The sequence below is a fragment of the Flavobacterium artemisiae genome (genome assembly GCF_042678225.1).
Taxonomy (GTDB): domain Bacteria; phylum Bacteroidota; class Bacteroidia; order Flavobacteriales; family Flavobacteriaceae; genus Flavobacterium; species Flavobacterium artemisiae.
In genome coordinates this window covers 62,581-89,201 of the sequence record NZ_JBHUDZ010000012.1, presented here as the reverse complement: position 1 = coordinate 89,201, position 26,621 = coordinate 62,581, and the positions used below count along the sequence as shown (strand labels likewise).

The 26,621-nt window shown below is 32.8% G+C and carries 25 protein-coding genes; 17 read left to right on the top strand and 8 right to left on the bottom strand.

Annotated elements, in window-relative coordinates:
• From ACFSC2_RS11070 to dusB, 16 genes are all read left to right on the top strand, one after another.
• Nucleotides 1–258: a phosphopantetheine-binding protein gene (locus ACFSC2_RS11070; protein WP_379815374.1), complete on the top strand. Its 258-nt coding sequence runs from the start codon at nucleotides 1–3 to the stop codon at nucleotides 256–258.
• A gap of 132 nt (nucleotides 259–390) precedes the next feature.
• On the top strand, nucleotides 391–1,590 hold the full coding sequence (locus ACFSC2_RS11065) for a beta-ketoacyl-[acyl-carrier-protein] synthase family protein (RefSeq protein ID WP_379815375.1): 1,200 nt from the start codon (nucleotides 391–393) through the stop codon (nucleotides 1,588–1,590).
• Complete coding sequence (locus ACFSC2_RS11060; protein WP_379815376.1) at nucleotides 1,590–2,654, top strand: beta-ketoacyl synthase N-terminal-like domain-containing protein; 1,065 nt, start codon at nucleotides 1,590–1,592, stop codon at nucleotides 2,652–2,654. The genes ACFSC2_RS11065 and ACFSC2_RS11060 overlap by 1 nt, the downstream gene beginning before the upstream one ends.
• Nucleotides 2,651–3,436: a polysaccharide deacetylase family protein gene (locus tag ACFSC2_RS11055; RefSeq protein ID WP_379818644.1), complete on the top strand. Its 786-nt coding sequence runs from the start codon at nucleotides 2,651–2,653 to the stop codon at nucleotides 3,434–3,436. The genes ACFSC2_RS11060 and ACFSC2_RS11055 overlap by 4 nt, the downstream gene beginning before the upstream one ends.
• A 6-nt stretch (nucleotides 3,437–3,442) precedes the next feature.
• Nucleotides 3,443–4,072: a flexirubin biosynthesis/transport protein LolA2 gene (lolA2, locus tag ACFSC2_RS11050; protein WP_379815378.1), complete on the top strand. Its 630-nt coding sequence runs from the start codon at nucleotides 3,443–3,445 to the stop codon at nucleotides 4,070–4,072.
• Nucleotides 4,038–4,673 carry a flexirubin biosynthesis protein LolB2 gene (gene lolB2, locus ACFSC2_RS11045; RefSeq protein ID WP_379815379.1) on the top strand — a complete coding sequence of 212 codons (636 nt, stop codon included), beginning with the start codon at nucleotides 4,038–4,040 and terminating at the stop codon, nucleotides 4,671–4,673. Before lolA2 ends, lolB2 begins: the two co-directional genes overlap by 35 nt.
• A gap of 38 nt (nucleotides 4,674–4,711) precedes the next feature.
• On the top strand, nucleotides 4,712–5,314 hold the full coding sequence (locus tag ACFSC2_RS11040) for a porin family protein (RefSeq protein ID WP_379815380.1): 603 nt from the start codon (nucleotides 4,712–4,714) through the stop codon (nucleotides 5,312–5,314).
• A gap of 5 nt (nucleotides 5,315–5,319) precedes the next feature.
• Nucleotides 5,320–5,928 (top strand): outer membrane beta-barrel protein, encoded by a 609-nt coding sequence (locus ACFSC2_RS11035; protein WP_379815381.1) that lies wholly within the window; start codon nucleotides 5,320–5,322, stop codon nucleotides 5,926–5,928.
• A 5-nt stretch (nucleotides 5,929–5,933) separates the two neighbouring features.
• Complete coding sequence (locus ACFSC2_RS11030; RefSeq protein ID WP_193845937.1) at nucleotides 5,934–6,305, top strand: ApeI family dehydratase; 372 nt, start codon at nucleotides 5,934–5,936, stop codon at nucleotides 6,303–6,305.
• Nucleotides 6,306–6,307: 2 nt separating this feature from the next.
• Nucleotides 6,308–6,796, top strand: a complete 489-nt coding sequence (locus ACFSC2_RS11025) for a hypothetical protein (protein WP_379815382.1) — start codon at nucleotides 6,308–6,310, stop codon at nucleotides 6,794–6,796.
• Nucleotides 6,797–6,814: 18 nt separating this feature from the next.
• Entirely contained in the window at nucleotides 6,815–7,999 is a 1,185-nt protein-coding gene (locus ACFSC2_RS11020) for a DUF2062 domain-containing protein (RefSeq protein ID WP_379815383.1), read from the top strand.
• Nucleotides 8,000–8,169: 170 nt separating this feature from the next.
• Entirely contained in the window at nucleotides 8,170–11,850 is a 3,681-nt protein-coding gene (locus ACFSC2_RS11015) for a 1-acyl-sn-glycerol-3-phosphate acyltransferase (RefSeq protein WP_379815384.1), read from the top strand.
• A gap of 1 nt (nucleotide 11,851) precedes the next feature.
• On the top strand, nucleotides 11,852–13,369 hold the full coding sequence (locus tag ACFSC2_RS11010; RefSeq protein ID WP_379815385.1) for a phytoene desaturase family protein: 1,518 nt from the start codon (nucleotides 11,852–11,854) through the stop codon (nucleotides 13,367–13,369).
• A gap of 7 nt (nucleotides 13,370–13,376) precedes the next feature.
• Nucleotides 13,377–15,044, top strand: a complete 1,668-nt coding sequence (locus ACFSC2_RS11005) for a C45 family autoproteolytic acyltransferase/hydolase (protein ID WP_379815386.1) — start codon at nucleotides 13,377–13,379, stop codon at nucleotides 15,042–15,044.
• Complete coding sequence (gene flxY, locus ACFSC2_RS11000; protein ID WP_379815387.1) at nucleotides 15,041–16,327, top strand: flexirubin biosynthesis putative acyl-CoA ligase FlxY; 1,287 nt, start codon at nucleotides 15,041–15,043, stop codon at nucleotides 16,325–16,327. Before ACFSC2_RS11005 ends, flxY begins: the two co-directional genes overlap by 4 nt.
• 142 nt (nucleotides 16,328–16,469) lie before the next feature.
• Nucleotides 16,470–17,462, top strand: coding sequence for a tRNA dihydrouridine synthase DusB (gene dusB / locus ACFSC2_RS10995; protein WP_379815388.1), 993 nt, complete (start codon nucleotides 16,470–16,472; stop codon nucleotides 17,460–17,462).
• 44 nt (nucleotides 17,463–17,506) lie between these two features.
• Here the strand turns inward: dusB and ACFSC2_RS10990 are convergent, their stop codons facing one another.
• The 4 genes from ACFSC2_RS10990 to rbfA all read right to left on the bottom strand — a co-directional run bounded on the left by ACFSC2_RS10990 (nucleotide 17,507) and on the right by rbfA (nucleotide 21,364).
• Nucleotides 17,507–18,112 carry an N-acetylmuramoyl-L-alanine amidase family protein gene (locus ACFSC2_RS10990; protein WP_379815389.1) on the bottom strand — a complete coding sequence of 202 codons (606 nt, stop codon included), beginning with the start codon at nucleotides 18,110–18,112 and terminating at the stop codon, nucleotides 17,507–17,509.
• A 61-nt stretch (nucleotides 18,113–18,173) separates the two neighbouring features.
• Nucleotides 18,174–19,601 (bottom strand): MATE family efflux transporter, encoded by a 1,428-nt coding sequence (locus ACFSC2_RS10985; protein WP_379815390.1) that lies wholly within the window; start codon nucleotides 19,599–19,601, stop codon nucleotides 18,174–18,176.
• A gap of 169 nt (nucleotides 19,602–19,770) precedes the next feature.
• Nucleotides 19,771–20,970, bottom strand: a complete 1,200-nt coding sequence (locus ACFSC2_RS10980) for an ABC transporter permease (protein ID WP_379815391.1) — start codon at nucleotides 20,968–20,970, stop codon at nucleotides 19,771–19,773.
• Between the two features lies 1 nt (nucleotide 20,971).
• Entirely contained in the window at nucleotides 20,972–21,364 is a 393-nt protein-coding gene (gene rbfA / locus ACFSC2_RS10975) for a 30S ribosome-binding factor RbfA (RefSeq protein WP_193845927.1), read from the bottom strand.
• A 226-nt stretch (nucleotides 21,365–21,590) separates the two neighbouring features.
• Here rbfA and ACFSC2_RS10970 point away from each other — a divergent pair, with 226 nt between their 5' ends.
• Nucleotides 21,591–22,010 carry a CBS domain-containing protein gene (locus ACFSC2_RS10970; protein WP_379815392.1) on the top strand — a complete coding sequence of 140 codons (420 nt, stop codon included), beginning with the start codon at nucleotides 21,591–21,593 and terminating at the stop codon, nucleotides 22,008–22,010.
• Nucleotides 22,011–22,046: 36 nt separating this feature from the next.
• Here ACFSC2_RS10970 and ACFSC2_RS10965 read toward each other — a convergent pair whose 3' ends face one another.
• Genes ACFSC2_RS10965 through ACFSC2_RS10950 form a run of 4 tightly spaced genes read right to left on the bottom strand, consistent with a single transcriptional unit; the run spans nucleotide 22,047 to nucleotide 26,537 of the window.
• Nucleotides 22,047–23,300, bottom strand: coding sequence for a murein hydrolase activator EnvC family protein (locus ACFSC2_RS10965; RefSeq protein ID WP_379815393.1), 1,254 nt, complete (start codon nucleotides 23,298–23,300; stop codon nucleotides 22,047–22,049).
• A 23-nt stretch (nucleotides 23,301–23,323) separates the two neighbouring features.
• Nucleotides 23,324–24,106, bottom strand: coding sequence for a lipoprotein insertase outer membrane protein LolB1 (gene lolB1 / locus ACFSC2_RS10960; RefSeq protein WP_379815394.1), 783 nt, complete (start codon nucleotides 24,104–24,106; stop codon nucleotides 23,324–23,326).
• A 14-nt stretch (nucleotides 24,107–24,120) separates the two neighbouring features.
• A complete protein-coding gene (locus ACFSC2_RS10955; RefSeq protein WP_379815395.1) occupies nucleotides 24,121–25,470 on the bottom strand; it encodes a tetratricopeptide repeat protein in 1,350 nt (449 codons plus the stop codon).
• Nucleotides 25,471–25,520: 50 nt separating this feature from the next.
• Complete coding sequence (locus ACFSC2_RS10950; RefSeq protein ID WP_379815396.1) at nucleotides 25,521–26,537, bottom strand: sugar phosphate nucleotidyltransferase; 1,017 nt, start codon at nucleotides 26,535–26,537, stop codon at nucleotides 25,521–25,523.
• Nucleotides 26,538–26,621 lie beyond the last annotated feature (84 nt).

Below are 26,621 nucleotides of genomic sequence, written 5' to 3'. Positions count from 1 at the left end.
ATGGAAGCATTAAAACAAGAATTAAAAGAAAAAATCATTACTACTCTAAACCTAGAAGATATCGCAATTGAAGATATTGCAGATAATGATCCGTTGTTTGGAGATGGTTTAGGTTTAGACTCGATTGATGCTTTAGAGTTAATCGTAATTTTAGATAAAGACTACGGAATCAAATTGGTTGATCCAAAAGAAGGTAAATCTATTTTTCAGTCTATCGAAACTATGGCTGCTTATATTGAAGCAAATAGAACTAAATAAATTTTAGGTTCAGACTTTAGATTTTAGATTTCAAGCAGAAATACTTAAAATCTAATTCAATTGGTTTTCAAAAAATTTTGTAAACCTGAAAAAATAGTCTCCAAATCTAAAATCTAAAATTTAAAATCTAAAATGACAAGAGGTGTTGCCATAACGGGAATGGGCATTATTTCTTCGATTGGTAATTCAGTTGAAGAAAGCTATATTTCATTAATCGAAAATAAAATCGGGGTTTCTCAGATTCAGAATATTTCGACCATTCATGCCAATGTAATCAAGGTTGGTGAAATCAAAAAAACGAACGAAGAACTTATAGAAGAATTGCGTCTAGACGAAACTAACAATTTCTCCAGAACAGCAATGATTGGTACTTTGGCAGCAAAACAAGCTGTAAAAAATGCTGGAATTTCTTCTATAAACGAATTCAGAACCGGACTTATTTCTGCAACCAGTGTTGGCGGTATGGATATGACCGAAAAACATTATTACGATTATTTTGAACATCCAGAACTGGTAAAATATATTACTTGTCACGATGGCGGCGATGTTGCAGATAAAATTGCAGAAGAATTAGGTTTAAAAGGAATGGTAACGACGATTAGTACAGCTTGTTCGTCGGCAGCTAACTCAATTATGCTGGGCGCAAGATTAATTAAATCTGGAAAATTAGACCGTGTGATTGTTGGCGGTGCCGATGCTTTGGCAAAATTTACCATCAACGGATTTAAAACTTTGATGATTCTTTCTGACGATTACAACAAACCTTTTGACAATACTAGAAAAGGTTTAAATCTTGGTGAAGCTGCTGCGTTTTTGGTTTTAGAATCGGATGAAGTGGTTGCAAAACAAAACAAAAAAGTGCTGGCAAGAGTTTCGGGATATGGAAATGCAAATGACGCTTATCACCAAACTGCTTCTTCAGAAAATGGAGACGGTGCTTACTTGGCGATGAAAAAAGCATTTGAAGTTTCGGGTTTAAAACCTTCTGATATTGATTATATCAATGTTCACGGTACTGCAACTCCAAACAACGATTTGTCTGAAGGACGTGCTTTACTTCGTATTTTTCAAGACGAAAAAGTAGCTGACTTTAGTTCCACTAAACCTTTTACAGGACACACTTTAGCCGCAGCTGCTGCAATTGAAGCTGTATTTAGTGTTCTGGCAATTCAAAATGGTGTTGTTTATCCTAATTTGAATTTTGAACAGCAAATGGAAGAGTTTGATCTTCAACCACAAACTACTTTAAAAAATAAAAATATCGAACACGTTTTATCTAATTCTTTCGGATTTGGAGGAAACTGTTCTACTCTTATATTCTCAAAAAGCTAATGACAAAAAAAACATATATAAATGGAGTAGGCTGTATTTCGACTCAAAAAACATTTGATACTGTTTTTTTAGAAGAAGCCGTTGTAAATGAAAACGAAAATGTTTTAAAAATCGTTTCACCTGCATACAAAGAGTATATTGCTCCTGCCGCAAGCCGACGTATGGCAAAAGGCGTTAAAAACGGAATTGTTGCTGCAGCTCTTGCTGTAAAAGATGCTGGTGTAGAAAATGTAGATGCAATTATTACTGGAACTGGTTTAGGTTGTATCGAAGATTCTGAAAAATTCCTAACTGCTATTTTAGATAATGATGAACAGTTTTTAACTCCGACTTCATTTATACAGTCTACGCATAATACAGTTGCAGCACAGATTGCGCTTACTATGCAGTGCAAAGGTTATAATTTTACGTATGTAAATGGCGCTGTTTCTTTTGAATCAGCTCTTTTGGATGCTAAAATGCAGATTGAAGATAACGAAGCCAATTCTATTTTAGTTGGCGGTGTTGACGAAAACGGAGATTATACTACTGCCCTTTTTAAATTAAACGGACGCATTAAACAAGATAATCAAGAACCATATCATCTTTTAAACAGTGCCACAAACGGAGCGGTTTATGGAGAAGGTGCTAGTTTTTTTGTTTTAGAAAACGAACAAAAAGAATCTACTTATGCTCAGGTTTTAGATATTGAAATGATAAATACGCTGGAAGTAAATGAAGTTGAAGCCAAAGTAATTTCTTTTCTAAAAGCAAATAATTTAGAAATTTCGGATATCGATGCCGTTGTTTTAGGTTTTGACGGAAATGCAGCTTTTGAAAAATATTATTCCAATCTTGCTCAAAATGCTTTTGCAAATACTACACAGCTTTATTATAAACATCTTTGCGGCGAATTTGATACTGCCTCTGCTTTTGGTTTATGGATGGCGGCAAAAATCATTAAAACACAAGATGTTCCTGAAATTACAAGAGTAAATTCTGTTACCAAATCTGAGTACAATACTATTTTATTATACAATCAATTAAACGGAAAAAATCATAGTTTTACGCTGCTGTCAAAATGATAACGCACAAAAACATATCACTATTTTTTATCTTTTTGATTCTTGTTCTTAATTTTCTGAATTTTTATATAACCGTAAATTTTCTTTGGTTTTTAGCAATTGTTCTGATTTGGATTGGGATAAATGCGTTTGGATCTTCTAGAATTTCTTCTAATTATCATGTAAAAGCGTATTGTACTAATCCGTTAGAAACTGAAAAAAAAATTGCGCTGACTTTTGATGACGGTCCAAGTCCTTATACTTTAGAAGTATTAGAATTGCTGAAAAAGTATAATGCAAAAGCAACATTTTTTTGTATTGGTAAAAATATTGAACTGTATCCTGAAATTGTAAAACAGATTGTTGACGAAGGTCATTTGATTGGAAATCATTCGTACAGCCATTCTAAATTTTTTGATTTTTATAATGCCGACAAAATAACCGAGGAACTTAGGAAAACGGATGAACTTCTGGAAAAATTCATTCCTGGAAAAATTAACTTTTTTAGACCTCCTTATGGAGTTACAACTCCTTCGATAAGAAGAGCTTTAAAAAAGACCGGCCATAAAGTAATCGGTTGGAATATTCGTTCGCTTGACGGTGGTACAAAAAATCAAGAATTAATTTTCAATAGAATAATAAAGCGTATTTCTCCCGGCGGAATTGTACTTTTGCATGATACAGCTCCACACTCTGTTTTGGTATTGGAACAGTTTTTGAGTTTTTTACAGCAAAATAATTATACGGTGGTTTCTACAGAAGATCTTTTGAATCTTTCGGCATACGAAATCACTCAAAAATAAAATACAATGAAGACTAAATTATATACTTTTCTTTTTTTTCTGAACATCTGCTTTTTGACTGCTCAGGAACAGAAAATGACAGCAGCAGAAATCACTGCTTTTAAAGAAGATGTCAATGTGGTTTCTAAAAAAATCAAAACTTTAAGCACTGATTTTGTACAGTACAAACATTTAGATTTTTTATCTAAAGACATTGAAACTTCTGGAAAAATGTATTTTAAAGAACCTTCGATGCTGCAATGGCAATATAAAAAACCATACAATTATAGTATTGTTTTTAAAAACGGAAAGATTCTAATTAATGACGAAGGAAAGAAAAGTGCGGTTGATATCGGCAACAGTAAAATTTTTGGACGCATTAATAAATTAATTATCGGAAGCGTGAGCGGTAATATGTTTGATGATAAAGAATTTACGATTTCGTACTTTAAATCAAAAGGGCAAAACATCGCAAAGTTTCTTCCGAAGGATGCCGATCTAAAAAAATACATTAAACAAATAGAACTGACTTTTGATAAAGAAGAATCAACTGTTATTCAGGTAAAACTTTTAGAATCTTCTGAGGACTACACTAGAATTGTACTTAAAAACAAAGTAATTAATGCAAAAATCGACGATTCAGTTTTTACTAATTAACTGTTTTCTACTGTTAATTTTGGTTTCCTGCGGTTCTGTCGCAAAAGATTTTACACCCAAAAAATTAGAAAAAACGACTTACGAAGTTCCTTATTTTTCAGATCCAAAAATCGATTATGTTTATAAAACAAACATTACGGTTTATGGAAATGAAATCTCTGGAATTTTTATTGCTAAAAAAATAAACGACAGTATTCATCGTGTTGTTTTTACTACCGAATTTGGAAACAAACTTTTAGATTTTGAAATTTCAGAGAAATCTTTTAAAGTCAATTCGATAGTTTCAGAACTTGATCGAAAAATCCTGATCAATACTTTAAAAGAAGATTTTCGATTACTACTCCAAAAAGAGCATACTATTGCAGCAGCATTTGAAAAAGATGGTTTTGATATTTATAAATCTAATGATCACAATCGAGATAACTATTTGTTTGTTTCTAAAACCAGCAATAAATTAGAAAAGATCGTTCGAGCATCCAAAACAAAAGAAAAATTTACCCTTCTTTTTAATTCAGAAAACAATATTTTTGCTGATAAAATTCAGATAAATCATCAAAATATTAAACTGCAGATTGTATTGCAGTATTTAAAATCAGAATAGAAAATTTAAACTAATTATAAACTTTAAATCAATTAAAGATGAGAAAATTTGTTGTAATTGCTTTTGTTTTATTTATTGGTCATTTGTCACAGGCACAAGTAAAAGTGAGCCCTGGACTTAGAGGAGGTTTAAATCTTGCGAGATTAACAAACATAGACAATAATAATACTAAATCTGATTTTTATATCGGAGGTTTGGTTGATATTAAATTTAATAAATACTTTTCGTTACAGCCAGAAATCAATTATTCAAGACAAGGTTCGGAAGGTCGTTATTATGATATAAATGACAATTATTATGAAACGAAATATGAATTAAATTATCTAACTTTAGGTGCAGTTGCAAAGCTGAATATTAAAGGAAGTGGTTTTCATGTTTTAGCTGGTCCGTCTGTAGATTTTAAAATCGATGATAATTTTGGAAATTATGGTTTTAACCCTGTAGATGTTGACTTTGCAATTGTTGGCGGTGTTGGATACACATTACCAAATGGACTTACATTTGAGGCAAGAATAAAACAAGGATTAATAGATATTTATGGTTATGATAACTATTATGATGATGGAGAATATTATGACGATAATTTGATCCTAAATCAAGTTTTTCAAATCGGTATCAGTTATACCTTTAAAATGAAATAGAGAATATGACGAAAAAATTATTTTTTCTTCTAACTGTATTTTTTACAGTTCATTTACAAGCCCAAATGAGTGCCAAACCTGGTTTGAGAGCGGGGGTCAGTTTTTCGACAATTTCTGAAATGCATGCTGATTACAGAACAGATTTCTATGCTGGTGGATTCATCGAAATGAATTTAACGAAGCATTATGCGCTTCAACCAGAAATAACATACAGCAGACAAGGTTCTAATAATGTTGCTCGAAATTATTATGATGAAGTTTCACAAACAGACAAAGTCGAATATTTAGATTTAAATTTGAATTATTTGTCTTTGGCGGCAATCAACAAAATTAAATTTGCTCAGGGAATTCAATTACAAGTTGGCCCAACATTAGATATTTTGCTGAATGACAATCTTGTTGTGAAAAAAACTCAAAATGATTTGGGTCTCGTTTTAGGAGTAGCTTATGAGTCGCCTTCGGGTTTTATCTTTGAAGCACGATTTAAAAAAGGTTTCTTAGATATCTTGAGCAGCGATTATTATCAGAATGATCGTAATAATGACTATTTATTTGGCGATTACAATACAAATATTAATTTTCAATTAGGCGTTTCCTATTCATTTGGAAAATAAAAATTATGGTTTTAAAAGATTTTTACAAAGTCCTGTCGGAGGAAAAAGTATCCGATACAAAGTACAATGTTACCATTTTGGTTAATGAAAAACACGATGTTTTCAAAGGCCATTTTCCAGGAAACCCAATCATGCCCGGCGTTTGTATGATACAGATTATAAAAGAACTAACAGAAAAATTTACACAGAGTTCTTTGTTGATCCAGACTTTGACAAATGTCAAATTTATGGCTTTGATTAATCCCGAAGCTACACCAGAATTACGTCTAGAACTCGACATTACGCATACAGAAGATAATTTGATTAAAGTTAAAAACACCACTTTCTTTAACAGCACAACTGCTTTAAAACTCAGTACAGTGTATAAAAAAATTTAACTATGAAACTACTATTTTCAATTTTACTATTGATCGGCTTCTCTGCTACTACGCCAGACTTAGCTTCGATCCGAAAAATGTATTCTGATGTCGCAAAATCAGAAATAAATGCAAAAGAATTTACAGAAAAAATGTCAGGCGTAACTTCCAACGATGATAAAATCTTGGTGGCTTATAAAGCGGCTTCTATTTTAGTAGATTCTAAATTCGAAAAAAAATTAACCGAGAAAATCGAGCGCTTTAAAGAAGGTGCAAAAATGCTCGAAGCTGTAATTGCCTCTGAACCGAATAATATCGAAATGAGAATGATTCGTTTAAGCATTCAGGAAAATGTTCCTGGAATTACAGGTTACAAAAAAAATATTAAAGAAGACAAAAAATTCCTAACAGTACACTATCCTACATTGACAGGTACTTTGAAAGAATATATTAAAGACTTTGTTTTACAATCTGACAGTTTCTCTACAAAAGAGAAACAATTTGTGAAGTAAAGCTTCAAATAAAAACTCATGAACTCAATTTTGCCCCCGCAGGAATTACTAAATTCGATTAACTTTTGCGTTATTGTACCCACTTACAATAATCAAAAAACACTAAAAAAAGTATTAGACTCTATTTTAGATTATTCCTCGAATGTTATTATTGTCAATGACGGGGCAACAGATTTGACAAATGAGATTTTAAAAGAATACTCGCAGCTCGTTCAAATTCATCATCCTAAAAATTTAGGAAAAGGACGTGCGCTTAGAAACGGCTTTAGAAAAGCGATCGAATTGGGTTTTGAATATGCAATTACGATCGATTCTGATGGTCAGCATTTTGCTTCTGATATTCCGTCTTTTATTACGGAAATTCAGAAGCAGCCAAATGCACTCTTGATCGGAAGCCGAAATATGACACAAGAAAATGTTCCCAAAAAAAGCAGTTTTGGGAACAAATTTTCTAATTTCTGGTTTAAGTTTGAAACCGGAATTAAACTAGACGATACACAATCTGGTTTTAGATTGTATCCTTTAAAATTACTTCCAAAGAAATTTTACACTAATAAATTTGAATTTGAAATCGAAGTTATTGTACGCGCAGCCTGGAAAGGAATTGTGGTAAAAAACATTCCGATTCAAGTTTTATATGATCCGGCAGAAAGAGTTTCGCACTTTCGTCCGTTTCGAGATTTTACTCGAATCAGTATTTTAAATACGGTTTTGGTAACCAATGCCCTTTTATATATTAAACCACGCGACTTTTTTAGACGCGCAAAAAAAAAAGGTCTTAAAAAGTTTTTCCTAGAAGATGTTTTAGAAAGCGACGATTCTAATTTTAAAAAGTCGGCCGCAATTGCTTTAGGTATTTTTATTGGCCTCTCTCCTTTTTGGGGTTTCCAAACCTTACTTCTATTTACTTTTGCCGCATTATTCAGGCTGAATAAAGTGATTGCATTTTTATTTTCTAATGTGAGTTTTCCACCTTTTATTCCGTTTATTATTTACGGTTCTTTAAAGATCGGAAGCTTTTTTGTTACTGCAGATGCTCCTTTACATTTAGATAGTTCGATAACGTTAGACGATATTCAAAAAAATGCTGCACAATATATCATCGGAAGTCTTATTTTAGCAGCCGTTTCTGCATTGACTGCTGGTTTGATAAGTTATTTACTTCTAACGGCTTTTAGTTCTAAGAATAAAACGAATATTTAAGTTAAGTTTGCCACAGATTAAGGATTAAGATGATTTTTTTCGCCACGAATTTCACGAATTTTCACGAATTAATTTGTGGCAAAAATCAATATAAATTTATGCCCTTTTTCAAATAAGAATTCGTGAAAATTCGTGAAATTCGTGGCGGAAAAATTTTAAAATAAAAATCCATGCACAAATACTTCTACGCCATTCATTTATTTATTAATCGAAGAAAATCTCTTTCGGTTTTTTTGGCTGTTTTGATGCTTTTCATATTTGGATTTTTTGCATCTAGATTAAAATTCGAAGAAGATATAACCAAACTAATTCCGACGAATGAAAAAACAGATGTCACTGCAAAAGTTTTAAAACAACTTAATTTTGCTGATAAAACGACTGTTATTTTTAAAATCAACGAAAAAGGTACTGCCGATGATTTGAGAGAAATGGCAACGGTATTTTCTGACAGCGTTACTAGTTCTTGTAAACCTTATGTAACAGGTATTCAGGGAAAAATTAACGAAGAAAATATTCAGGAAACGATTGATTTTGTATATCATAATCTACCGCTTTTTTTAGACGACAAAGATTATCAAAACATACAACAGAAACTTCAAAAAGACAGTATTGCCGCTACGGTGGAAGGCAATTATAAATCGATTATTTCGCCTTCTGGATTTGTAACCAAAGATTTTATTCTACAAGATCCTTTTGGTATTTCGTTTATTGCATTAAAGAAATTACAGCAGTTAAACATTAGTGATGATTTTACGCTTGAAAATGGATTTGTGATGACGAAAGACAAAAAGAAATTACTTCTTTTTATTACCTCAAATATTCCGTCTAGCGAAACAGAAAAAAACACCATTCTGGCCGATAAACTGGTTTCGATACAAGACAATTTAAATCAGAAATTTAAAGGTAAAGCTTCGATCAGTTATTTTGGTTCGGCGATGATTGCTGTTGCCAACGCCAAACAAATTAAGAGCGACATTATTTTGACAACCTCAATAGCGATGTTTACCTTAATGCTGATCTTAATTTTGTTTTACCGCAAAATTTTGATTCCGCTAATCATTTTTCTGCCAACTGTTTTTGGCGGTTTGTTTGCTGTTGCATTCTTATATTTTACACGCGGACAGATTTCTGCAATTTCTCTCGGAATTGGATCTATTTTATTAGGAATTACCATTGATTATTCCATCCATATTCTAACGCATTACAAACACAACAGCGATGTAAAAACGCTTTATAAAGACATTACCATGCCGGTAATTATGAGTAGTTCTACAACTGCTGTTGCTTTTTTATGTCTGCTTTTTGTAAAATCTACAGCGCTTAATGATTTAGGGATTTTTGCTGCTGTAATTGTAATGGCTTCTGGATTTTTCTCTTTATTAATTGTACCACATTTATATAAACCAAAAGAAAATCAGTCAGAACATAAAAAAAATGTGATCGATAAACTGGCTCATTTTTCTTTTCACAATAATAAAATCTTAATCGGCTGTTGCGTTATCATAACTATTATTTGTTGTTTTACTTATAATGATGTTGGCTTTAATAATGATTTATCTCAGTTGAATTTTGTTCCAAAAGATATTAAAGCAGCTGAAAAAGAATTGGAAGAAAGCAGCAGTCTAACTTCTAAAACAATCTACACGGCTTCTTACGGAAATAGTATCGAAGAAGCGTTACAGCATAATAGTCAGCTTTTTAATGATTTGTCAAAAGCAAAACAAGAACATAAAGTTTTAAACTTTAGTTCGGTTGGCGGTATTATGCTTTCGAAAGAAGAGCAAGAAAAGAAAATTGCAAAATGGAATTCTTTCTGGGAAAATTCTAAAAAAGCATTTCTAAAATCAGAATTAATCACGCAAGGTGCAAAACTTGGTTTTAAACCTACGACCTACGATGCTTTTTACGAACAGCTTAATCAAAGTTTCAAACCTATTTCTGCACAAGAATATTTAAAAATTAAGGCATTACAGCTGCAGGAATTTGTGAGCGAAAAAAATGGTTTTTACACCATTTCGACTTTAGTAAAATTAGCGCCAGAACAGCGCGATGCTTTTGTAAAATCGACTGAAAAAAAACAAAATGTTATTGCGATCGATCGTCAACAGATGAACGAAACATTTTTCAGCACTTTAAAAACTGATTTTAATTCTCTTGTAAATTATTCATTTATTGCCGTAATTTTAATTCTCTTTTTCTTCTTCAGAAGAGTAGAATTAGTTCTTGTAAGCTGTATTCCAATTGCTTTGACTGGAATTGTGACTGCTGGAATAATGGGAATTTTTGGTATTCAAATGAATATTTTCAGCATGATTGTCTGCACTTTGATTTTCGGACACGGTGTTGATTTCAGTATTTTCATGACAAGTGCATTGCAAAAAGAATATACATCGGGAATTAATGAAATTGCAATTTACAGAACCTCAATTATTTTGGCGGTAATTACGACAATTCTCGGAATAGGAGCCATGATTTTTGCACAGCATCCTGCGCTTACATCTATTTCATCCGTTTCGTTAATCGGGGTTTTTGCAGCACTAATTATTACGTTTATCTTCTACCCGATTCTTTTTAAAATCATTATTTCGAATCGTCCAAAAAAAGGAAATTCACCTATAGATATTCGTACATTCATGCACGGAATTATTTCATTTTTCTACTACGGTTTTGGCGGTATTGTTGTCTCTTTTTTTAGTTTAGTCATCATGCCGATTATTCCAATTAAAGAAGAAAAGAAAATAAAAGGTCTACGTTATGTGACTTCAAAATTTATGAAATCGGTACTTTACAGCAATCCATTCATAACCAAAAAAGTTATAAATCCGCATGGCGAAAATTTTGAAAAACCTGCTGTCATTATTGCCAATCATTCTTCATTTGTCGATATTTTGGCAATCGGACAATTAAGCCCAAAAATTATTTTTCTAGTTAACGACTGGGTTTATAAATCTCCAATTTTTGGAGGAGCCGTTAGAAAATTAGGTTTTTATCCTGTTTCTGAAGGTTTAGACAGCGGTATAGAACCACTTCGTCAAAAAGTAAAAGAAGGTTATTCTTTGATTATTTTTCCAGAAGGAACGCGTTCAGAAAGTAATCAAATAGGTCGTTTTCACAAAGGCGCTTTTCTATTAGCAGAAGAATTCAATCTGGATATTCTGCCTATTTTGATACATGGTGCTTCAGAAGCAATTCCGAAAGGCGATTTTGTTATTCATCATAGCAATTTGCGACTTTCTATTTTAGAAAGAATTACACCTGATAATCTTTCGTTTGGAAAAAATTATGCCGAAAGAACAAAACTTATAAGTACTCATTTTAAAGCTGAATTCAATAAAATGCGTCAAGAATTTGAAGGCGCAGATTATTTCAAAAAGATGCTTATTCAAAGTTATGCTTACAAAGAGAATGAAGTAGTTCGCGATGTAAAAAACAATGTCAAAACGAATTTAGAGACTTACTTCCGTTTGAATAATTGCTTTTCGCCAAAAGCAAAAATTTTACGTTTCGGAAATGATCATGGAGAATTGGATGTATTATTGGCTTTGCAGGAACCACAGCGAAAAATCTTCTCATTTATTTTTGATGAAGAAAAACGCGCCGTAGCAAAAACCAATTACATTGCGGGTAAACGAAAAATTACTTATTTAGAAAAACCAGAAGAAATTGAAGCAAATCAATTTGAGACCGTTTTAATTTCTGAAGAAAACTTAGAAATTGATCTGGAAAAATTAGCTTCAAAAAGTTCTCAGATAGTTTTGATTCATAATACAGCTCTAAAAAACACTATTCTTAGTTTTGGTTTTGAATGTATTTTGGACGAAAATTCAATAAGTATTTTTAATAAAAAGTAAAATGAAAAAACATTACGATGTAGTCATTATTGGCAGCGGTTTAGGTGGACTTGTTTCGGCTATAATTCTGGCAAAGGAAGGTTACAGCGTTTGTGTGCTCGAAAAAAACAATCAATATGGCGGTAATCTTCAGACTTTTGTAAGAGACAGAACCATTTTTGATACCGGAATACATTATATCGGCGGTTTGGATGAAGGTCAAAATCTGCATCGTTATTTTCAATACATCGGAATAATGGGTCATTTAAATCTAAAAAAATTAGATGAAAATGGTTTTGATATGATTTCTTTTGATGATGATACAACAGCATATCCGCATGCTCAGGGTTTTGATAATTTTGTTAAACAACTCTCCAAATATTTCCCCGACGAAAAAGAAAATCTTTACAACTATTGCCAAAAAATAAAATCAGTCTGCAGCTCTTTTCCTCTTTATAATCTGGAATCTGAAGGTCGATATGATGACGAAATTGTAACGCTTAACGCGAAAGATACAATCGATGCCTTTACTCAAAATGACAAACTAAAAGCTGTTTTGGCGGGATCTAATTTTCTGTACGCCGGAATTGCGAACAAATCTCCTTTTTATGTTCATGCTTTAGTCGTTAACTCTTATATCGAAAGTTCTTGGCGCTGCGTTAATGGCGGCAGTCAGATTACAAAACAGTTATTAAAACAACTGAAAAAATACGGAGGCGAATTTTATAAACATAAAGAAGTTACCAAATTTGAAGTTGAAAATCAGAAAGTAATTTCGGCAAGAATGAAAGATGAAACAGAAGTTTCTGGCAATCTTTTTATTTCTAATATTGAGCCGAAAACAACTTTGAAAATGGCGGGACAGGAAAATTTTAGAAAACCATTTTTCAATAGAATTCAAAATCTTGAAGGCGTTCTTTCTGCTTTCAGTCTTTATATTGTTTTTAAACCTAAAACTTTTAAATACATCAATCATAATTTTTATCATTTTAAAAATAGTGACGAAGTTTGGACAGCTCATGAATATGACGAAAATTCTTGGCCTAAAACGTATATGGCTTCTATGAATGTTTCTGCAAAAGAAGAAGAATGGGCAGACGGAATGACATTTTTGACCTACATGAAATACGATGATGTTAAAGCTTGGGAAACTACATTCAACACCACTTTTGATGAAAATGATCGAGGTGAAAGTTATGAAGACTTTAAAAATAAAAAAGCTTCCAAATTTTTAGATGAAATCGAAAAGAAATTTCCTGGAATTCGAGATTGCATAAAATCAATCCATACTTCTACACCGCTTTCTTATCGTGATTATATCGGTGGTGACGCCGGCAATATGTATGGTTATGTAAAGGATTCAAATAATCCGATGAAAACTTTAATTCCGTCCAAAACTAAACTCGAAAATCTGTATCTTACGGGCCAAAGCGTTAATATGCACGGAGTTCTTGGAGTAACGATTGGCGCTGTTATTACTTGTTCTGAAATTGTCGGAAAAGAATATTTATTAGAAAAAATCAATAAAACAACTGAATAAATCATTTATGAAAAGCCGTATTCTATCTATTCTTTTCATTACTTTTTTAGCATTACTGACTTCTTGCGGTACTTCGAAATCAAAAAATCACAAACCCGATCTTAGTGCTTATAACGCTGACGTTCCTGTAGTAAAAAAACTTTCAGACTCTGTTTTTGTTTCTGGAAAAAATTCGTTTTTCAAAAACAAACAAGGACTTTGGGAATTATATGCAGAAGGCGATCCATTACAAATTGGTCTTACAACTGGAGCTTTGACCGATTCTCTTTTACAAAAACAGCAACGTATTTTTTTCTCTAAAATAACGGATTTTATTCCTTCAAAATTTCAACAAAAAATACTTCGTAAGTTTTTGATCTGGTACAATCGCAAATTGTATTTGAATGTTCCAAATGAATATCAGGCAGAAATTTATGGTGTTTCTCAATATACCGGGCATGAATTTGATAATATTGCACCGCAATTTCAGCGCAATTTATACCTGCACGGAGCGCACGATATTGGCCATGCCATGCAGGATTTAGCTTTAGTTGGCTGCTCTTCTTTTGCGGTTTGGAATGAAAAAACGGAAGATGGAAATTTATTGCTTGGCCGTAATTTGGATTTTTATGTAAATGATGAATTTGCAGAAAATAAAATTGTTGCTTTTATAAATCCAAAAGAAGGATTTCCGTTTATGATGGTGACTTGGCCGGGAATGATCGGCACGGTTTCTGGAATGAATCTCGAAGGTTTGACGGTAACTATTAACGCATCAAAATCGCAGATTCCGCTGACTGCAAAAACACCAATTTCTATTCTTACCCGAGAAATTTTACAACATGCTAAAAATCTGGACGAAGCTATTGCGATCGCCAAAAAAAGAGATGTTTTTGTTTCTGAATCTATTATGGTTGGAAGCGCTCACGATAACAAAGCTATTTTAATTGAAGTTTCTCCAGAAAAAATGGATGTTTACGAAGCGCCAAACAGCAGTGAATTAATTTGTTCGAACCACTTTCAAGGAGAAGTTTTTAAAGATGACAAACGAAACCAAGAACAAATCCTGAACAGTCATTCTGAATATCGTTTTGAAAGAATGCAGGAATTGCTGAATGAAAATCCAAAAGTGAATCCAAAAATTGCTTCTGAAATTCTTAGAAATAAAGAAGGCTTAAAAAATATTGCTTTGGGTTACGGAAATGAAAAAGCTTTAAATCAGCTTTTGGCACATCACGGAATTATTTTCAAACCAAAAGAAAAATTGGTTTGGGTATCAGCAAATCCGTATCAATTGGGCGAATTTGTATGCTATGATTTGAATTCTATTTTTAAAAACAGAACAGAAGCTCAGATAAATTCTCTCGAAATTGAAAACTTAAACATTCCGAAAGATCCGTTCTTAAAAACGGAAATGTTTCAGAATTTTAAAAAATTTAAAACTGTAAATCAAGAGATTGACGATTCTTTAAATAAAAAAGAAAAAATAGCTCCTGAAAAGCTTTTGCAATATCAATCGTTAAACCCTGAATATTGGGTTGTGTATTACAAAACAGGATTGTACTTTTATCAGCAAAAAGATTTTGCTGCTGCAAAAGTGAATTTTGAAAAAGCATTAACAAAAGAAATTACTACAGCTCCTGAAAAAGCAGCAATTGAAAAATACCTAGAAAAAATCAAAAGAAAATTACAATGATTCCAGATATAGAAAAAGATTCTTTAGCCCAAATTAAAAATTTTCAAGAGCAGAAATTAGTCGAGCTTTTGAGCTATATCAGTCAAAATTCTCCTTTTTACAAAAGACTTTTTGCAGGACAAAACATTGATATTTCAAAAATAAAAACCCTTGAAGACTTACAGCATCTGCCTGTAACCACCAAAGAAGATTTACAAAAATATAATGATGATTTTTTATGCGTACCGCAAAATAAAATTATAGATTATGCCACAACATCAGGAACTTTGGGAGATCCTGTAACTTTTGGTTTAACAGATTCTGATTTAGATCGTCTGGCATATAATGAAGCTATTTCGTTTGCCTGCGCTGGAATTGCAGAAGGCGATGTCGTACAATTAATGACTACAATGGACCGAAAATTTATGGCTGGTTTGGCTTATTTTCTTGGTCTTCGAAAACTAAAAGTCGGTGTAATAAGAGTTGGTGCCGGAATTCCCGAAATGCAGTGGGATTCGATTTTAAAATACAATCCGAGTTATTTAATTACAGTTCCTTCTTTCCTTTTAAAATTAATTGAATACGCTGAAATGCACGGAATTGATTATAATAATTCGAGCATTAAAGGCGCTGTTTGTATTGGAGAATCGTTGAGAGAACAGGATTTTTCGATGAATATTTTATCGAAAAAAATCACTGATAAATGGAATATCAAGCTTTATTCTACTTATGCTTCGACAGAAATGAGTACTGCTTTTACAGAATGTGAACACGGAAAAGGCGGTCATCATCACCCTGAATTAATTATTGTTGAAGTTCTTGACGAAAATAATATGCCTGTAAAAAATGGCGAAATTGGCGAATTGACTTTTACTACTTTAGGTATTGAAGCCATGCCTTTATTGCGTTTTAAAACTGGAGATATTGTACAAGCACATGATGAACCTTGCGCTTGCGGCAGAAATACTTTGCGTGTTGGACCAGTTGTCGGGCGTAAAAAACAAATGATCAAATACAAAGGAACAACACTTTATCCGCCAGCGATGAACGATGTTTTGAGCAGTTTTGATAATATCGAAAATCACTTAATCGAAATTTCTACCAACGATTTAGGAACTGATGAAATCCTGATTAAAATTGCAGCAAAAAACCAGACTCCAGAATTTCTTCAGGAAATAAAAGATCATTTTAGAGCCAAATTGAGAGTAACTCCAAAAATAGAATTTGCTTCAAGAGAAGTTTTGAATCCGTTGGTTTTTAACCCAATGAGCCGAAAACCAATTCGGTTTTTTGACTATCGTTAAAGGTACAAAGTTGCAAAGGTCCAGAGGTACAAAGATTTAGATTCTGAATATAAAACCTTTGGAACTTTGTCACTTTGAACCTTTGAACCTCAATTTGGCGCAAATTGAACTAAATGTTGTAATTTTGCAAAAAATTATGAAGATGGTTAAGATTGGCAATATAGAACTTCCCGAATTTCCTTTACTACTTGCTCCGATGGAAGATGTGAGTGATCCGCCGTTTCGCAGATTATGCAAAACGCACGGAGCTGATATGATGTACTCTGAGTTTATTTCGTCTGAAGGGTTAATTCGTGATGCAATAAAAAGCCGTATGAAGCTGGATATTTTTGATTACGAACGTCCTGTCGGAATCCAGATTTTTGGTGGTGATGAAGAAGCAATGGAAATGTCGTCTAAGATTGTTTCGACTGTAAAACCTGATTTAGTGGATATCAATTTTGGATGTCCAGTAAAAAAAGTGGTTTGCAGAGGTGCCGGCGCTGGAGTTTTAAAAGATGTTGATTTGATGGTTCGTCTGACAAAAGCGGTTATCAAAGGAACTGATTTACCAGTGACAGTAAAAACACGTTTAGGCTGGGATGAAAGTTCTATTAATATTGATGAAGTTGCAGAAAGACTTCAGGATATTGGAGTTCAGGCTTTAACAATTCACGCAAGAACCCGTGCGCAAATGTATAAAGGTCATTCTGATTGGTCGCACATTGCACGTGTAAAAAACAATCCAAGAATTACAATGCCTATTTTTGGAAACGGTGATATCGACAGTCCAGAAAAAGCATTAAAATATAAAAACGAATATGGAATTGACGGCATCATGATCGGTCGCGCCGCGATTGGTTATCCGTGGATTTTTAATGAAATAAAACACTTTTTTAAAACAGGTGAACACTTACCTGCTCCAACGGTTATTGATCGTGTAGAAGCAGCTAGAAACCATTTACAATGGTCAATGGACTGGAAAGGTGAGCGTTTGGGAATTGTTGAAATGCGACGTCATTACACCAATTATTTTAAAGGAATTCATTCGTTTAAAGAATTCAAACAAAAATTAGTTACTACTGACGCTCCTGAAGATTTATTCGCAATTATGAAAGAAATCGAACAGGTTTATGCAGGATACGAATTTGTTTAAACATAAAAAAGACCTTCAAAATTGAAGGTCTTTCCTTTTATAATTTATTTCAATGATTCTAAAATCTTCTCAGCAATTTCAGTTTGTCCGCTTTCGCTGGTAATATAATTTCTATCTTTTTCATTAGATAAATATCCCATTTCTACAAGTATAGCAGGGCATTCAGTATTTTTTAAAATATAAAAAGGTGCTTCACTTACTTTTCTTTTGGTAAGATTTCCTGTAGATGCAATCTTTTCAATTACATTTTCAGCTAACATCTTTGATCGTTCATTAAATGTTTTATTTTTTGATGAAACATAAACTTCAACACCATTTGCTGTTGCATTAGAATTGGTACCGACATGTAATGAAACAACCAACTCTGGTTTTAAATTATTTATAGTTGAAGTTCTTTCACTCAATTCCATAAAATGATCCCCTTCACGAAGTAAAACAATTTCGGTATTTGAATCTTTATTCAGAGTTTTGATTTTCTGAGCAATAGATTCTGAGATAATCTTTTCTTGAATACCGTTAATTGTCGCTCCATAGTCATGACCTCCATGACCTGCATCAATAATGATTACTCTTTTGTCAATCGTGGTAAATCCCAGAAATCCAAATAGTAAAACTCCTAAAATGGCTAAAATTTTGATTTGATTTTTCATTATGATTTATTTTTTAGTTACATAATCACAACGAAAATATTTAAGAAATATTGTACAAATACTAAACTTGAACCCTCTTCCACTTCCCTCTTTTATAGAAAAAGATTCCGGCTAAAGTAATGGCAGTTTCAGCAACCGGAATGGCAATAAAAACTCCCGTTGGTCCCATATTAAAATGTTTTGCTAATACATAAGCCAATGGAATTTGGAACAGCCAAAACCCAAAGAAATTAATTCCGGTTGGTGTCCAGGTATCTCCTGCTCCGTTGAAAGTGTTTATTAAAACCATTCCGATCCCGTAGAAAATAAAACCAATACTCATGATTTGCAGTGCTTCTATCGCAATGATTTTTACCTGTTCGTCATTCGTAAAAAACGAAATAATATATTGACCAAAAGCCAAAGTAATAATCATTATTGAAGCCATGAAAATAACATTGTATCTTGCGGTTGTATAAACTGATTTCTCTGCACGTTCTATTTGTTTGGCGCCTAAATTCTGCCCCACCAAAGTCGCGGCCGCATTGCTCAATCCCCAAGCTGGAAGAATAAAAAACATCATAATTCTTAATGCCGTTTGGTAACCAGCCGAACCATGATCTCCTCCTGTTGTAGCGACTAATTTTGCCAAGAAAATCCAGCTGCAAGACGCAATTACAAATTGTAAAATTCCCGGAGCTGCAATTTTTACTAAAGCTTTTATTTGTGTAAAATCGGGTGCAAAATAGGAAATCTTGATTTTTAAAACTCCGTTTCCAAAAAACAAATGATACACTTGATAAAAAACACCAATGCTTCTTCCGATTGAAGTTGCTAAAGCAGCACCAATTAATCCGAAAGCTGGAATTGGCCCCAGACCGTTAATCAAAATCGGACATAAAATGATGTTGCAGATATTGGCAATCCAAAGACTTTTCATAGCAATCGCTGCATTTCCAGCGCCTCGAAAAATTCCGTTTATCAAGAATAAAAGCATAATACACAAACTAGATCCAATCATAATTTGTGTAAATCTGTAACCATGTTCTGCAGACTCTAAAGAAGATCCCATTAGAATCAAAATATCTTTTGCATAAATAATTCCGAAAATGCTCATTATACTGTTAACGGCAAATGCAATAATAATCGCCTGCATTCCAGCTTTTGCAGCAGCAATTGGATCTTTTTCTCCAATTCTTCTTGCTACAACTGCCGTGGCCGCCATACTCATTCCGATAGCGAGAGAATAAATTACAGTCAAAACGGATTCGGTTAACCCAACGGTTTGAATGGCAAAACTGCTATGTTCCAAATGCCCGACGAAATACAAATCGACTAATGCAAAAACCGATTCCATCATCATTTCTAAAACCATCGGAATGGCCAATAGAATTACGGCTTTTTTTATACTTCCAGAAGTATAGTCAAATGATTCGTCTCCTTTTAGGGCTTGTTTTAAAGTGGTAAAAATTTTAGAAAAGAAGCTTTTCTGTATAGTTGTTTCTGTCATGATATTTTAGGATAAATAATAAAATTGGTCCAGATGTATTTTTAATCTGAACTGAAAAGTAAACGTAAGTATCCTAATTATTCTAAAAAATAAAATAGGATTAAGCAGAAACAATCATATGCTGTAGATTTATAATGCGGTAAATATAAGTAATATTTTTAAAGAAGAATTAATCTAATAACTTTTTACTTACGCGACTGCTTGCGATTAAAGAAGCAACAAATCCGAGAGAAACAATTGTTCCCATTACGATTAAAACATTTTCTAGGGTAAAAACTACTGGATAAGCCAGAGTTGGTGTAATCATAATTAGTTCAAAACGCTGCTGGAGAATCACTAATATAATTCCTAAACCAAGGCCGATTAAACCGCCAAAAACGCTGAGTAAAGTTCCTTGAAGTAAGAATATTTTTCTCAGACTGCCAATTTCAGTTCCGAGGTTCAAAAGAGTTTTTAGATTTCCTTTTTTCTCCAAAATCATCATAATCAAAGCACCAACTAAATTAAAAAGCGCTACAATAATTACGAGTGTAAAAATTAAATAAACCGCAATATTTTCGGTGTTGAGCATTTTATACAAAGACTCATTTAGCTGTGCTCTATTTTTTAAAGTGATTTTATTTTTAAAAATCGAATTAAGCTGTTTTCTTATTGCATTTTCATCTGCATCCGGCTTTAAATTAAATTCGATTCCCGAAATTTGATTGGGTTTATACATCAACAATTCTTGCGTTAAACCTAAATCTGCAAAGACATATTTAGAATCTAATTCTTCGCTGACTGAGTAAATTCCAACAGGTAAAACATCGGTTTTATTAAAAGCTTCTTCGGGATTTTCGATAGCGCCTTTTCCTGGTTTCGGCGCAAAAATCTGAAGCGGGTTTTCGAAATCAAGAATTCCCATCGAGAAATCCTGTGTCATTCCGTAACCAATAACAACTTGATAGCTGTCTGGTTTAAGCCATTGTCCGTTAAAGAGCTTTTTCTTTATATCATTCACAACAGGATAAAGACTGTCAACGCCTTTTAAATAAGTAACCTGCTGTTTGTCTTTAAACAAAAATAAAACACGTTCTTCTATAATTTTGGTGTAAGAGACAACACCGTCAATTTTTTTGATTTGAGTCTGCTGATCCGGTGTTAGTAAAAATGATTTTCCGTACGTACTTGTCAATTTTAAATCGGGATCAATTTCATTTGTAAAGGAAAGACTGAAAACCTTTAAACCGCTGAAAACGGATAAAACAACAAACAAAGCCATTGTACCAACAATGATTCCCATGCTGGCAATTCGGTTAATTATATTTATAGCATTGTTTTTACTACTGCTAAAAATATATCGTTTGGCTATGTATAAAGGGAAATTCAACTTATGATTTTCTTCTTTTTTCTAAAAGATCACGGTTTTCTATTGGGTTTTCTTTTCCTGCAAGTGCATTATCAATTTTCTCAATATAATCTAAAGAGTCATCAATAAAGAAAACTAAATTAGGAACACGACGTAATTGCAGACGAACTCGCTGTGCTAAATCGTGTTTGATCAAAGTAGTATTTGATTTAATTCCTTCTAATGTTTCTTTGGCTTTTTCCTGGGGAAAAATACTTAAATAAACGGTTGCCACAGACAAATCTGTAGTTACACTTACTTTGGATACTGAAATTACCAAGTTTGTAACTCCATTTTTTCTCACTTCACCTTGCAGAATATCAACCAGATCTTTCTGGATTACACCGCCTATTTTTTTCTGTCTATTTGTTTCCATACTGCAAAAATAATACTTTTAAATTCAATGGTAACAATTTCAAACAACTTCAATCTTAAATTAGTATTTATTACTTTAAATTAAGATCGAAATGAGCGTTTTTCTAGCCTCATTTCAAAAAAATGCTATCTAAAATACAACTTCTTTCTATTTTTTCTGCTGACAAAAGTCATCTTTCTTTTGCTAAATATTGGTCAATTTTGATCTAAATCTAACACATCTAATTATGAAAAAGAGAGAACCAATTAGCCACATCATGACCAAAAGTGTAATCACAGTGAGTCACAATGATGATTTAAAAAATGTAGTAGAAAAATTAAAATCCAATTCTATACGACATCTTCCTGTTGTGAATGGAAAAGATGTAGTCGGAATTATCAGCCGTACTGATATTAACCGCCTTACGTTTGGTGCATTGTTTGATGGACAAGATGGTGCAGACGAAGCTATTTTGGAAATGCTTACCATTCCGCAAGTTATGACTTCGAAGCCTAAAACCGTTTCATCAGATCTTATTATCAGAGATTTGGCAGAAATTTTTGTGAAAGAAGAATTTCATGCGGCGCCGGTTGTTGACAAAGGAGAATTAAAAGGAATTGTAACTACAACTGATGTTTTAAAATATTTCTTAGAAGAAAATTATTAATATAAAAAAGGGAGCTTAATTGCTCCCTTAAATTTTTTATCTGCTTTGCAGCCATCCTTCCGGATTGTTGTTTGATGTATTTTGAAGAATCAAGAATTTGATAATTGTTTTTCCTGTATCTCCGCTTGTTCTCACTCTACCAATACTTTGTTTTATGGTTACCTTATCACCTTGACTTACCGAAACCGAACTTAAGTTTTGATAAACCGTAAAGTAATCCCCGTGCTGAATTACAACTGCCTTGTTCACTGGAGATAAAACGATCACTTTAGAAACTTCTCCAGCAAATACGGCTCTTGCACTGGCACCATCTTCTGTTGTAATCTCCACTCCAGAGTTATGTACCGTAATTGAAGGATGCAGCGGGTGAGGCTGGTCGCCATATCCAAGAGAAATAAATCCTTTTTCTACCGGCCAGGGAAGTCTTCCGCGGTTGGCTTTAAAATCGGCCGCTAAAACTTTATCTTCTGGCGTTAAAGCAATTTTAGATGAGGAAACTGGTGCTTTTGTTTCACTTGAACCAGGATTTGCTTTTGCTCTTTCAGCTGCTGCTTTTCTATTGGCTTCAGCAATTGCTTCACGGATTAAACGATCAATCTGTCTGTCAATTCGTTTTGATTCACTTTGTTTTGATCGAATATCTGCAGCAATTTTGTTTTTATCTTTTTTAAGGGCATTTACCAATTTCTGCTGCTCTTTTTTCTCTGCTTCAAGAGTTACTTTTTCTTTTTGATTTTCTACAATAATCTTCTTTTTTACTTGTCTCTGACCATCTAGTTTTGCATTGAAATCTACTAATTGTGCCGTTTTAGATTGGATTTCTAATCCTTGGTTTTTTCTAAAAGTTGTATATTGTTTTAAATATTGCGCTCTCTTATATGCTTGTAAGAAACTCTCAGAAGATAAAATAAACATTGCTCGGCTTTGTTCAGAACGGCTTTTGTATGATTTCAAAATCATCTCGGCATAATCTTCTTTTAGAACTTTAAGTTCTTTTTTAAGTTTATTAACCTGAACCTGATTAATGTACATATCATTACTCAACAGCTTTTCTTGTTTTGCCGTTGTATTGATTAATTTCTCTTTTAATTTGATTTTATTCGCCTGAATCAAATATTCGTTTACAGCAGATTTCTCTTTTTTACGAACAGATTGAAGCATTTTTTCATTATCTCTAATTTCCTGCTGAATCTGCGCTTTACGCTGCTCCAGTTTTTCTTGCTGTGAATCCTGCGCAAATACAAAAGTAGTTGCACATATTAAAATTAGGCTTAGGAGAAATTTTGGCATGTTTATGTTTTCTTTTTGCAAATTTACTTAATTAAAACTTGTTTGTATCCGCTTGGAACACTGTACGGAAAAGTAAGTTCTTCGTTAAATGAAATATTATTGTAATTCAAATTGATATTTGTTTTTCCTTTTGGCTGAACCGCGTTGATTTCGATACTTGTTGGAAGTGTTCCTTGATCGAAAATTTTATTGTCCGAATAAGAAATCTGTAAATTTATATTTTCTGATGGCTGTGAAATTTCTTCTTTTTGAATCAGATATTTTTCACCATCTAAGAAAAAGGTTTTCTTCACTTTAGCATCTTTCTCATCGTCAAGTCTAAATAGATTTTCTACAATAGTCTGCGTATATTTTCCTTTTCTTAAATCATCAAAAGCTTCTCCAACTAATAGATTTTGAACTTTAGAATAATCTAATTCTGTCCCCAGCCATTTGCTCAAACTTGTAAAATCGCCATCGTAATAAGTGCTGTTTATTTTTTCGTAATAACTAACTTTTGATGGAGTTATTAAAGCCTTTGCCATTGTAATTCCTAAGAAACGTACGCTTATTAAAATCTGTTTGTCTTTTTCGATTCTAATTTCTGCTGTTACGTTCTGGCTTTGTTTTTCATCAACATATCTAGCACTTGCTTTTATGTAAAGAGTTGAAAAATCTAGTTTATTGTTATAATGTTTTTCGATTACTTTTTTATCTTCTTTTGTCGGTGCAACCGTCTCACTTGTATTGTTTTGTACTGCAACCGCTTTCGATTTACATGAAATTACTGCAATCGACAGCAATAGTACCGCTATATATTTTTTCATTTGAATGTTCTCCTTTACTTTTTCTTTTTTAATAATTCATTTGCCTTCAAAAAGTATTCCTCTTTTTTCTTTGCGTCGCCCAATCCATTATATGCCTCTCCTAATTGAATATTAAAATCTGATTCCAGTTTATTATCGTCAACAACATAATCGAGTCCCATTTCGAGAACAGTTTTTGCATTTTTAAATTGCTTTAACTGATTGTTTCCTAAACCTGCATAATAATAAAATTGCGGCTGACTCGGATATACTTCGATCATTGTCATCGCTCTTTTGGTCAAGGGTTCGAATTGTTTTGCTTTCGAATAAGCTTCCAATAATAATAAATTGGTTTCACGATCTGTATCTGAATTGGCTTTTAAATCTTTTTCATAATATTTAATTGCGTTTTCAAATTGTCCTTTGCTATGATAAAATTTCCCTATTTCTTTGGCCACATCAACATTTGGGTCATTATCGAAATATGAAATTGCTTTTTCTAAATCTGGAGCGTACTGCGGATTTTTATTTACATAAATTAAAAATTCGTTTAGTGTACGATGTTTTATTTTGGAATCAATTTTGGAACTTGCCAAAATTACATTCATTGATTTTATGGCTTTATCTGCCTGATTAGAATCTAGATATGTTTTAAATAAACTTACCTGACCCCATTCTGAATTTGGAATTTCTTTCGCCAATTGTTTCGCAACTTCCAGCGATTTTTCGTTTTCATTATTCTTAGAATACAAAATAATAAGATTAAGATAATTGGATTCTTCTTTTGGATCTTTTTTGATCTGCTGAATCAAATTGTCTATTTCTGCATTCTGATATTTTCCTTGTGATAAAATCTGCTGCTTATAAATTTCACGATCTGATGATTTTCCGAATTTATCGTTCATTTCATTAATCGCCGTCAATGCTTTATCATATTGATTGGTAATCATGTACAACGAAATCAGATCATCTTTATACTCTTCGTCAAAAACAATAATTTTCTGAATCGTTTCTATCGCAAGAGGGTAGTTTTTGGTTTCAAAACTTACATCATAAATTCCCAGCCAAAACCATTTGTTTTTAGGATCTAATTGTGTTGCTTTTTCAAAAGCGGTCTGAGCATTTTGATATTGTTTAAGCGACAGGTAATTTTTTCCTAATTCAAAATAAGCAACTGCATCATTGGGTTTCAGCTTAATGCATTTTTCCAATGATACAATGGCTTTATCATAATTTTCAATTCCTTTTTGTTTTAATGATTCGTAAAAAGAATCCTGATATTCATCTGTTGCCATAGCAATATCTTCGGGTTCTGTCTGTGCAAAAACCGAAAACGTGCTTCCGAAGAAGGCAAAAAACAAAATAGTTAAGATTCTCTTTTTCATCATTTTAAAAATTACTTCTTAAACAAAACGAAACTTTTTTAATTTTTATTTTATTCTAAAACAGCATAATCCCCAATGCTGATACTTGTGAATTTTCCATCATAACTAACATGATTTCCAATCATTGCATTATCTAAGTTAGCATTTTTTATTTGAGAATTTGTCTGAATCAAACTGTTTTTGATTGTACTGTCTGTTACATGACAACCTTTTCCAAGAGAAACATTTGGCCCAACAGTAGCATTTTTAATTACTACGTTTTCTCCAATATAACATGGCGGAACGATAGTTGCGTTTTCTAATGTTACGCCATAATCTACCAAATGTTCACCATCATTATGCAAGAAGCCTAACATTCTCGTATTCGTTTCTACGGTTACATCTTTGTTTCCACAGTCCATCCATTCGTCAACACTTCCGGTTTTAAAAACTTTTCCGTTTGCCATCATCGCTTTAATTCCGTCGTTGATTTGGTACTCCCCTCCGTTTTGAATATTATTATCCAAAACATTTTGAAGTTCGTTTCTTAAAACACCAACTTCTTTGAAATAGTAAATTCCGATAACGGCTAAATCACTTACGAATTCTTTTGGTTTTTCAACCAATTCGATTATTTCGTTATTCTGATTCAATTTTACAACACCAAAAGCTTCAGGCTGATCTACTTGTTTTACCCAAATAACAGCATCTGCAGATGGATCTAATTCAAAATCTGCACGAATTAAAGTATCTGCATAAGCAATTACAGCTGGGCCAGACAAAGATTCTTTTGCACACATAATAGCATGTCCAGTTCCTAGTGGCTGATCCTGACGATAAATTGAAGCTTTTGCTCCTAATCCTTTTGCTAAATCCTCTAAACTTGTTACAACATCATCACCAAAGAAAGCTTCGTCTCCTAAAATAAAAGCAACTTCTTCGATTGGTTCTTTTAATATTTTGGCAATATCTTCAACTAAACGATGTACGATTGATTTTCCTGCAACCGGAATAAGCGGTTTTGGAACTGTTAGTGTATGTGGCCTTAGTCTCGATCCGCGACCTGCCATTGGCACAATTATTTTCATTTTCTATCTGATTTTATGGGAAGATTTCAAAATCTTCATTGGGTTTGGTCTTTCTTTATTCTAAAATAAATACTGAATAAAAAT